Annotated in this window: 10 protein-coding genes and 1 pseudogene; all 11 read right to left on the bottom strand. The window is 74.8% G+C overall.

Features of this window, described 5'->3' with window-relative positions; genetic code table 11:
• A pseudogene (locus H7F53_RS17350) lies at window positions 1-222 on the bottom strand (OmpA family protein); the annotation flags it as partial.
• Between the two features lie 166 nt (window positions 223-388).
• Window positions 389-847, bottom strand: coding sequence for a DUF2793 domain-containing protein (locus H7F53_RS17345; protein ID WP_185680778.1), 459 nt, complete (start codon window positions 845-847; stop codon window positions 389-391).
• Window positions 848-860: 13 nt separating this feature from the next.
• Entirely contained in the window at window positions 861-3,080 is a 2,220-nt protein-coding gene (locus H7F53_RS17340; RefSeq protein WP_185680777.1) for a GTA baseplate fiber-binding domain-containing protein, read from the bottom strand.
• 55 nt (window positions 3,081-3,135) lie between these two features.
• Window positions 3,136-3,561, bottom strand: coding sequence for a hypothetical protein (locus tag H7F53_RS17335; RefSeq protein ID WP_185680776.1), 426 nt, complete (start codon window positions 3,559-3,561; stop codon window positions 3,136-3,138).
• Window positions 3,558-4,376: a DUF2163 domain-containing protein gene (locus H7F53_RS17330; protein WP_185680775.1), complete on the bottom strand. Its 819-nt coding sequence runs from the start codon at window positions 4,374-4,376 to the stop codon at window positions 3,558-3,560. The genes H7F53_RS17335 and H7F53_RS17330 overlap by 4 nt, the downstream gene beginning before the upstream one ends.
• A complete protein-coding gene (locus tag H7F53_RS17325) occupies window positions 4,373-6,706 on the bottom strand; it encodes a DUF2460 domain-containing protein (RefSeq protein ID WP_185680774.1) in 2,334 nt (777 codons plus the stop codon). The genes H7F53_RS17330 and H7F53_RS17325 overlap by 4 nt, the downstream gene beginning before the upstream one ends.
• A 15-nt stretch (window positions 6,707-6,721) precedes the next feature.
• Complete coding sequence (locus H7F53_RS17320; RefSeq protein WP_185680773.1) at window positions 6,722-7,312, bottom strand: tail tape measure protein; 591 nt, start codon at window positions 7,310-7,312, stop codon at window positions 6,722-6,724.
• Window positions 7,305-7,499, bottom strand: a complete 195-nt coding sequence (locus tag H7F53_RS17315; protein ID WP_185680772.1) for a phage tail assembly chaperone — start codon at window positions 7,497-7,499, stop codon at window positions 7,305-7,307. The genes H7F53_RS17320 and H7F53_RS17315 overlap by 8 nt, the downstream gene beginning before the upstream one ends.
• Window positions 7,496-7,870: a GTA-gp10 family protein gene (locus H7F53_RS17310; RefSeq protein WP_185680771.1), complete on the bottom strand. Its 375-nt coding sequence runs from the start codon at window positions 7,868-7,870 to the stop codon at window positions 7,496-7,498. The genes H7F53_RS17315 and H7F53_RS17310 overlap by 4 nt, the downstream gene beginning before the upstream one ends.
• On the bottom strand, window positions 7,867-8,274 hold the full coding sequence (locus tag H7F53_RS17305; protein WP_185680770.1) for a phage major tail protein, TP901-1 family: 408 nt from the start codon (window positions 8,272-8,274) through the stop codon (window positions 7,867-7,869). Before H7F53_RS17305 ends, H7F53_RS17310 begins: the two co-directional genes overlap by 4 nt.
• Before the next feature lie 48 nt (window positions 8,275-8,322).
• A complete protein-coding gene (gp17, locus tag H7F53_RS17300; protein ID WP_185680769.1) occupies window positions 8,323-8,712 on the bottom strand; it encodes a tail completion protein gp17 in 390 nt (129 codons plus the stop codon).
• Window positions 8,713-8,871 lie beyond the last annotated feature (159 nt).

Genomic DNA, 8,871 nt, shown 5'->3' with positions numbered 1-8,871 from the left:
CTCGAGGCGGAAGCCACCGAAGTCATAGCCGACGATCCCGCCGAAATCGTAACCGGCCTTGGTCTTCAGCACGCCGGCGTTGCCCACGCCGGTCAGGTTGAAGATGTTCTCCGCCTTCACGGCGCCGGCATCAGCCTCGACGTACCACTGGTCGTCGCGGGCAAGAGCCGGAGTGGCGAGGGCCGTGCCGGCCAGAGCCAGTCCAAGAACAAGTTTACGCATCGTGATTCCCCTTTGTGCCGGACGCCGTCGGCCTCCGGAAAAGTCTGTTCCAACGCCACCGCTCAGGCGCGCTGCATTCCGCCCCGGCCAGGAAAATGCCCAGCCGGAGCGCCACGAGAAACCTCATGTGCCGCACAAACCGGCCGTCTCCGGAATGGTTCCCGACTCAGGCCGGGAAGACACCCCACTGTTGCAGCGCAGCAACTAGCGCCCGCCACGCCTGGCGCGCCTCGGCGTCGATGACGGTCCCGCCACTGGGCGGCGCTGGCAGGTCCGGAGCCCGCCAGGTCCCGGCGATGCAGTGCCGGACCTGCCGACGCGACCGGTCAAGCAGCTGGAACCCGTCACCGGGCACGACGAACAGCCATTGTCCGCCCTGTCGCAGCGCGATCTGCCCGGCGCAACCGGTCCAGTCGCCGGTCGGTGCCGGACCGACCAGCCAGGCCGTGCCATCGACCGGGTTCGGCGGTGGGGTCTGAGCCTCGCCCTCGATCGCGCAATGGAGCGTGCCGTCCAGCACCGCCAGGGCCTGGTTGACGAACACCTCCTTCTGCGCCTGTCCGGCGAACAGCAGCGGCAGCGCAAAGCGCGCTGTGGCACCATCAAGGCGCAACGGATCGACCATGGGGACAGCTCCTTCAGTCCAGATAGATCAACAAGGTCGGCCATGAGGGCCCGGCGGCGCCAAGCTGGCGCACCTGCAGCGGGGCGCCGCGCCATGGCCCGCGCAGTTGCCGCACCGTCTCGGCGGACAGGGTGAGCGCGGGAGCGCCAACCTCCCAGCGGGCCAGCGGCACCGCGCCCGCGCCGAGTTCGACGGCATAGCGCTCGGCCTCCTCGTGCAACGGCACGTCGGCCTCGTCGGCCCAGCGCCATGCCCCGCGCGCCCGTCGGGTCCAGCTGAGCGCCAAGGCACCATCGGCCAGCGCCCGTGCGCGCGGATGGACCGGTGCCAGCGGCCGGGCGCCAATCCCGCGCAAGGCCACGGCGCTGGTCACCGGCTCGGGATCAACCAGGCCGATCGCGGCGATGCGGTCGGCGGTTGCGGCCAGCGTCCCGTCGAGCACGAGGAGGCTGTCATCGAGCAGGACAAAGCGCTCGCCGACGGCATGGCCGGCCGCCGCGGCTTCAGTGCCACCCCGGCCGCGCAGCAGTCCGCTCAGCTGCCAGCGCCCCGCCCCAAGCGGTTCGGCGCGCGCAAACTGGATGATCTCGTCGCCCAGCAGTGCGCGGTTGGCACCCTGGGCAAGGCGCACGCCGGTCGCCTCAGCGAGGACCGTATCAGGCCCCAGCAAGGCCACGGTCACCTGCGAGGCACGATCGGGCAGCAGGCTGGATGCGGGCGGCAGGGCATCGACGGCCGTGCCAAGGGTGGCCGGCCGGCGCCCGCTCGACCCGATCAGCTCAAGCCCGCCGTCGCGATCGACCGCATAGAGCGCCGCGCCGCTCCACCCGGCCGCGGCCGAAGCCGCGGCGACATAGAGGCTGCCCGCTGCGCGGCCCGCCGGGCCTTCCCACGGCAGTTCGAAGGCGGCGAGGGTGGTGGGGCCGGCAGCCTGATCGCGCGCGAGCGCCCCGCGGCCCGGATCGGCCCCGCCGTCCGGCGCGTCGAGCGCTGCGGCCAGGGCCGGGTCTGGCAGCCGCGAAAGGGTCAGCTCCACGCCCGCAGCCTGCCACTCCCACTCGGCCACGCGCCAGAGGCCGGGCTCCCCGGGCACGCGCGCGATGGCGCCGGGCATCAGCTGTGGATCGATCACCGCGGTGCGCCAGACCAGCGACCGGGCCGCCCAGACCTCGCGCTGGGCCGCCGCCGCGACCCATTGCCGGGCCACCGGCGCGGCCATGGCGAGCGGGGCCGACAGGACTCCCGGCTGACCCGCGCCGGGCTGCCGCGGCGCCCGCTGCAACCCGGCCTGATAGTCACGCTCGACGTCGTGGTACTGCAGCGCGCCGAGCGGCACCACGGCGGCCCCGCCCTGCCGGCGCACGACGGCAGCGCTCCCGCCCAGCCCGCCCCATCCCTGCCCGCCCTCTTCCTGCCGACCGGCGCCCGGCGCCGCCGCTTCCGGCAGAGGCCGAGCCGCGCCCGGTGCGGAGCGCAGACGCAGCGGATCGGTGGTGACGTCGCAGGCATAGGGGACGAGCCGCCCGAGCAGGCCAAGCAGTTCGGCGGCAGGCCCCTCCTGCATCAGTCCGGCGAGCCCGGTCAGCGGCACGGCCGGCGCCGGGGGAGCGGACGGCTCGTCGACCAGCAGGGACAGATCGAGCGCGGTCTCGGGGCCGAACACCTCGAAGCTCAGGGCCGGCAGACGGTTGCCGAAATCGCCGAGCGGGAGGTCCTCGAACACCACATAGGCGAGCCCGCGGAAGGCCGGGCAGGCGTCCGGATCCTCCGCCGCGGCGATCAGCGGATCGGGCAGCTGGTCGCCATGACCGGCGTGGAACCGCAGCTGACCGCCCGCCTTGAGATCGCCCGCCGCCCCGCGCAGCAGGCTGCCATCGGCCCAGATCCGCCCCAGCCCGGCCAGCGGCCGGCTGCTCAGCGCCACGGCAAAGGAAGCCGCATAGCTGAAGGTGGTCTGCGCCGGGCGCCCCTTGCCGCCGCCGTGCGTCGCACGCGTTTCCCTGAGATCGGCGGCCCAGATGATGCTCCCGCCCACCCGCATCCGCCCGAAGCAGCGCGGAACCGGCTCGCCATAGCCCGAGGTGGTCAGCGCCAGATCGCGCAGGCGCGGCCCCTCGCGGGTCCCACCGGACAGTACGGCACCATCGACCTGGCGACCGACCAGGGCGCCGAGTGCGGCGCCGACCGGCCCGCCCACCACCTGCCCGAGCGCCGAGAAGATCACGGTGGCCATCGTTGCTTGCCTTTCGCTGGCGCGGAGAGAGGGGGGTGGAAGACCGCGCGGCCGGTCAACCGGGGGCCAGGCGCCAGCGCGCCAGGGGCCCGGTCGGGGCGGCGAGGGGATCGGGTCCCAGCGGGGTCCGCACCACCCGGCGCAGCCCGGCATGGGCTTCGATCAGGGCCTTGGCCTCAGGGTCCACCATGGCCAGGTGCCACTGTCCCGGGCCGGGGCGCAGCAGCCAGACCTCGCCGGGCGTGGGCGGGCCGTCGGCAGCGCGGAACCCGTGACGCGCCGCCCAGACGTCCGGCGCCCCGGGCAGGGCCCCGCGCCAGGCATAGCCCCGCGGGAGGTCGACGGCGCGGCCGCTGCGCAGCAGCGCCACCGCGACCACGCCGATGCAATCGAGCCCGCTGGCCGGATCGCGCCCGTGCAGGCGGAAGCGGCAACCGACCAGCTCCGCCGCGGCCCGCGCCACGGCCAGTCCGGCGCTCATCCCGCTGCGCCGCTGCGCAGGACAAAGTCATTGCCCGGCAGGCTGGGTTCGCCGCGGAAGTTCACCGCATTGCCGAACCGTCCGGCACAGGTCGCGATGGACCCGTCGCAGCCCTCGCGCAGGCGCACGGCCGTGCCGGACGGGACAGTGACGTCGAGCGGCCGGTCGAGCACCAGCAGCGCGCCCTGCACCGCGGCAATGCCGCTGCGACAGCCGGCCAGCGGTCCGTCCAGCCAGCATAGCCGCCCGCCGACATGGCCGGGCTGCGCCGCACCCGCGGTCACCCGCACGGCGCCGCCATCGGGCGTGCTGCCAAGAACCAGCACACGGGTTTCGAACCGGGCCGCCGCAAGTCCGCAGGCCGGGCCGCAGAACCGCGCCCGGCACACCGGACTGGTCCGCGGCACCGGATCGCGGTGCAGCGCCGCCTTGGACGATTCGACCGCGGCCTCGAACCGGTCCTGCCCGGCGGTCATCGGACCGATCGTGCCGGCATAGAGCAGGGTGGACTCGCCGCTCTGCCAGTCGACCAGGCCGAACCGCACCGCCGCGCCGTCGAACCGCCCGGCGGCCAGATCGGCCGCCGCCAGCGCGTCATGGGTGAGCGCGCCCTGCAGGTCGGCGCTGTCGGCTTCGAGCCCGGCCGAGCAGCGCAGCGCCGAGGGGATCATGCCCGGGGCGGCCCGGTGCCGCACCCCGTCGAACCACAGGTCGCGGTCGTGGGTGACGAAGCCGATCGTCACACCGTCGCGGCGCAGCACGCGCCAGAAGGTGGCCACGGTTTCCAGCGCCGTGGCGAACCACAGCCGGCTCATCCCTCCTCCCGCAGCGCGATCACCGGCACCGACACCGCCTCGGCGGCGTCGCAACCGTAGCCGGCGATATCGAGACGGTCCTCGGCGAACCGCACCGGCACGTCGAACAGGAACCCGGCGCGCACCTCGGCGCCGGACGGCGGAGGCGCGGCGAAGCGGATCGTCCCGCCGGGCTCGAGGCTCCAGCCGGTGGTCCGCACGGCGCCGGCCAGGCTCACCCGGACCGATCCCGCCACGGGCCGGGTGATCCGCCGCACCTGCGGATCGCCATCCGCCGCGCCATAGCGCTTGACCAGCGCGAAGCGGGTGGCGGCGCCATCGCCGGTGCCCAGCCACTGGTCGCCGGCGGTGGGCGTGCCGGTCAACCCGTTCGAGCTGAAATCGGTCGGGTCACGCAGGCGGAAGCCGCGCGCCGCGCCGTGCCGGGCGCGGAAGAATGTCAGCAGGGTGCCGATCTCGGCGGCCGAACGGATCCCGGGGCCGAGGTCGAAGCGCAGCCGGGCATCGCTCCACAGCGCGTTGCGCCGCTCGAAGCCCGAGGCGGTGACGATCACGCTGGTCGCGAACTCGGGACTGACCACGGCCTCGCGGCCAAGCGCCAGCGGGAAGCTCACATCGTCGAACGCCTGCATGCTGTCCTCCTCGGATGGTGCGGGCAGCCGCACGTAGCCATCGCGGCAGACCTGCGGCAGGGCCCAGACGAAGCGCTCGTGCCCGCCCTCGCCCGCGGCCTCGTCGAGCGCCGCGTCGATCCGGCGCCAGGCGACCAGGTCGCCCGGCACGGTGACGAAACCGGCCAGCACGTCCTGCTGCGCCAGCGGATAGCCCAGCCGCGCGGTGATCGCCGCGCGCGCCGCGGCGCGCGGGCCATCGGCGCCGCTGGTCAGCCAGTCATAGTCCTCCACCTGCAGCCGGTCATAGGCCGGTGCGGCCCAGCCGAGCGGGACATTGGCCCGGGGCGCGGCAGGGGTGGCGGGGTCGAACACGGTCGGTAGGAAGACCAGCAGCAGCACCTCGGCCGGGTCCGGCGCCACAGCCGCGCGCACCGCGTCGCGCAGCCCGGCGGTGGCCTCGGCGAGGATCGCTCCGGCCCGGTCGAGCAGGTCGAGCCGCGCGGCGTCGAGCGGGGCGGCCAGATCGTCGATCACCGGCGGGTTGCCGCCCAGCCGCGCCCGCGCCGCCGCATCGTAAAGGCACGGCCGGCGCGCGGCATCGACCCACCACCACGGCTCGCCGATCTGCACCCGCACCGCCAGGCCGGCCTCGCGCATCAGCCCGGCAAAGGCCGCAGCCACCCGGCGCAGCCAGGCCATCGCCTCCGGCTGCGCCGGGGAGAGCAGCGCCGAGGGCGGCGACCAGCCGGTGCGCGCCGGGCTGCCGTCGGCCGCGCGCTGCTGCCAGGCGACCGGGCAGTGCTGCGCCAGCAGCTCGAACGACAGGGAGAGGATCGGAGCGAAGCCGCGCCGCCGCGCCTCGGCCAGGAACGCGGCGTGCCAGGCCGCCGCCGGCCCAGCCAGCACCGGGCCATGCGGATCGACCAGCACGGCCCCCTCGGCCCCGGCCAGCCGCATGAAGTGGCTCATCCCGACATAGTGCAGCAGGCTGCCGCGATAGCCGAGACCCTCGGCATTGCGCAGCACCCGCTGCGGGGTCAGCGTGCCCTGGTCGTCATAGGCAGTGGCGCAGGCCACGCCGTGTGGCGGCACCACCACGTCGCCGATCTCGAGCATGGCGCGCGCACCGTCGCAGCGGATCTCGCTGAGCTCGGCCCAGCCCTCGACCGGGTCGGGGAGCAGCGCGGTGCTGCCGGCGGCATAGCCGGGCGGGACAAGCGAGACGAACAGCCGGTCGATCGCCGCGGGATCAACCGCTTCGCCGCGCGACCAGCCGGCTTGCAGCGCCGAGAACGGCAGCACGATCCGGGCATCGTCGGGCTGCCCCGCGACCACGTAGTTCCACAGACGCACGTACCAGGTGCGTGCGGCCCCGGCGCCATCCCGGCCCTCGATCGTCAGGGTCGGCCCGTGGGCCTGATCGAGCGGGACGATCCCGCCCGCGCGCCAGCGGAACGACAGGGTCGTGCGGGCATAGTCACGGTCGGTGGCATAGGCCAGCAGCGGATGGTCGTGGCGGTCGGCGCTGTCCCAGATCAGCCCCGCCAGATCGCCCGCGGTGAGGAAGGTCAGGTCGACGCGCAGCGCGTCGGCGGCGGGGACGGTCACTGCGGCCAGCATCGGGCGGGGAAAGTCGACCGTCCAGAAGCGCGGATCGAAGCGCTGGATCCAGTCGTGGTCCTGTCCGCTGCGCGCGCCGGCGAGCCAGAAGGCCATGGGCGTCCCCCTCGCTCAGCTGTCGCGCAGCGCGCGGCGCACCGCGGCGGCGACCTGGCGGCCCGAGCGCTGCAGCGCCTGCGGGGCGTCGCTGCCGGGCGGCGCCTGGATGGTGATCGCCACGCGCACCTCGCGCCCGGCCTCACGCCCGATGGGACCCGGCACGACCCGGCCGACGCTGCCCGGGACGAACAGCTCGGGTCCGCGTTCGCCAACCAGATAGCCCTGCCCCGGCACCACCGGACCGCCGGTGGCCCGGCCCGGCCGGCCGAGCAGTCCGCCCAGCAGATCGATCCCCAGCCCCGCCAGCCCGGTCAGTCCCGCCGCGCCTCCGGACGTCGCGGTCGCGCCCGGCGCAAACAGGCTGGTGGCGGCGCGCTGGGCAATCGTGTCGAGCACGGCCAGGGCCACGCGCTGCAGATCGGCAAAGCCCAGGCTGCCGCGGCGCAGCGCCTGCCCGAGACTGCGTTCCAACAGGCCGCCCGCCGCAGCCAGTCCACTCCCCAGCGTGGTGTCGAAGGTGGCGCGCAGCTGCGCCACGTCGCGGGCAAAGCCCTGGGTATTGGCGCGGACCTCGACCATCAGACTCTCGACCGGATCAGTCATCGTGACGCTCCATCAGCCGTTCGCATTCCGCACGGGTCAGCGCTGGGTCGGCCGCGGCGCCCGGCGGCGCCAGCAGCGGGGCCAGCTCGGCCGGGGTGGCGGCCCAGAACTCGTCGGGACGCCAGCCGAACCAGCGCCCGGCCAGCCCGGCCAGCCTGACCGCGCCGGCGCCGAACGGGCCGGTCATGCCGCCCCCGCCGCGGCGTCTTCGCCCTGGAGGATCGCCGCCAGCAGTGCGCGCAGCGGCGCGGCGGCGGCAGCCAGGCCCATGGCCGCCACCGCCTCGCCCACCGCCTCGCGCGGGATCGTCGCGCGATCGACCAGGCAGTGCCACAGCAGCGCCACGGTCTCGCCCAGCCCGAGCTGTCCGGCCGCGGCGCGTTCGACCAGCGCGAACAGTGGGCCCAGCTCGGCCTCGGCCGCGACCAGCGCGGCGAAGCTGGGACGCAGCAGGCGTGGCACGCCGGCGATCGGCAGTACCGCCTCGCCGCGCAGCGGGTTGGCATCTCCGCGCAGCGGGTTGGGATCGCCGCGCAGCGGGCAAGTCGGGGCGGTCATGCCGGGGTCACCGCGCCGGAGCTTTCAAGCGCCACGGTGTAATTGCGCTCGCCATTGAAATCGCCGGCATACTCGAGGCGCTGTAGCAGGAACCGGCCGCGCAGGCGGGCGCCGTCCTCGAAGCTGAGCTCGTAGTCGGCCAGGGTCCCGGCCAGGGCCACATCGCGCAACTGGGTCTCGGCCGCGCTGCCGAGGAAGATCCCCGCCGCGCTGACCGAGACCTGGCGGATGCCGGCGCCCGAGAGCAGCTCGCGCCAGCCGTTGCTGTCCTTGCTGGTGACCACCACCGTATCGCCGGAGATCGCGAGCTGGGTGGTGCGCAGTCCGGCGACGGTGCGGTAGACGGGCGGGCTGGCGCCGTCGGCGATCTTGAGCAGGAAGGCGGCGCCTTTCTGGGCGGGCATGGCAGTTCTCCTTCGGCAGGGAGGCGCGGGGGACGTGCGAGCGGGCGGTCAGGCCGCAAGCAGGCGGAAGCGGTATTCGGTCAGGATCGCGCGGAGCCGGCCCGGCCGCTGTTCGGTGCGGGCCCGGAGGAAGGCGCTGCTGACCACGACGAAGCCGTCGTGCTGATGCGGCAGCGCGCGCAGCCGGGCCTCGAGCGCGGCGACCAGCGCCGCGGCCGTATCCGGGCGGTCGCCGCGGGCGTGCAGCTCGAAGGCGATCCGCACCTCACGGCCGGGACCGTCCTTGGTGCTCCAGTCGGTGCTGGCGCTGGCGGCGATCGCCAGCCACGGCAGGGCGGCGCGCGCCGGGGCCTCCTCGCTCAGCGTGCTGAGCCCGGCGCCCAGCACGGGGTCGCTGGCGAGCCAGCCGATCAGCGCGGCGCGCAGGGCGGTTTCCATGGCTTCATCCTTGATCGGAGGGCGGGAACAGGTCGGGCCAGAGCCAGTCCGGACGACGCCAGCCATCGCTCGCCCGGCGGGGGCGCGACCGCGTGCGGGCCAGGCCGGCGGCGCGGCGCAGCAGGCGCGCGGCGAGCCGGTCCCAGCCCGCGCCGGGCG

Origin of the sequence: Novosphingobium piscinae (assembly GCF_014230355.1) — a bacterium.
Classification (GTDB): Bacteria; Pseudomonadota; Alphaproteobacteria; order Sphingomonadales; family Sphingomonadaceae; genus Novosphingobium; species Novosphingobium piscinae.
Note: the sequence above shows the minus strand (reverse complement) of the source record. Positions and strands in the feature narration are given on the sequence as shown.

What these genes read in the sequence shown, in the direction of transcription:
- H7F53_RS17345 (WP_185680778.1), bottom strand. Translation starts at nt 847, where the DNA reads ATGGTCGATCCGTTGCGCCTTGATGGTGCCACAGCGCGCTTTGCGCTG.
- H7F53_RS17340 (WP_185680777.1), bottom strand. Translation starts at nt 3,080, where the DNA reads ATGGCCACCGTGATCTTCTCGGCGCTCGGGCAGGTGGTGGGCGGGCCG.
- H7F53_RS17335 (WP_185680776.1), bottom strand. Translation starts at nt 3,561, where the DNA reads ATGAGCGCCGGACTGGCCGTGGCGCGGGCCGCGGCGGAGCTGGTCGGT.
- H7F53_RS17330 (WP_185680775.1), bottom strand. Translation starts at nt 4,376, where the DNA reads ATGAGCCGGCTGTGGTTCGCCACGGCGCTGGAAACCGTGGCCACCTTC.
- H7F53_RS17325 (WP_185680774.1), bottom strand. Translation starts at nt 6,706, where the DNA reads ATGGCCTTCTGGCTCGCCGGCGCGCGCAGCGGACAGGACCACGACTGG.
- H7F53_RS17320 (WP_185680773.1), bottom strand. Translation starts at nt 7,312, where the DNA reads ATGACTGATCCGGTCGAGAGTCTGATGGTCGAGGTCCGCGCCAATACC.
- H7F53_RS17315 (WP_185680772.1), bottom strand. Translation starts at nt 7,499, where the DNA reads ATGACCGGCCCGTTCGGCGCCGGCGCGGTCAGGCTGGCCGGGCTGGCC.
- H7F53_RS17310 (WP_185680771.1), bottom strand. Translation starts at nt 7,870, where the DNA reads ATGACCGCCCCGACTTGCCCGCTGCGCGGCGATCCCAACCCGCTGCGC.
- H7F53_RS17305 (WP_185680770.1), bottom strand. Translation starts at nt 8,274, where the DNA reads ATGCCCGCCCAGAAAGGCGCCGCCTTCCTGCTCAAGATCGCCGACGGC.
- gp17 (WP_185680769.1), bottom strand. Translation starts at nt 8,712, where the DNA reads ATGGAAACCGCCCTGCGCGCCGCGCTGATCGGCTGGCTCGCCAGCGAC.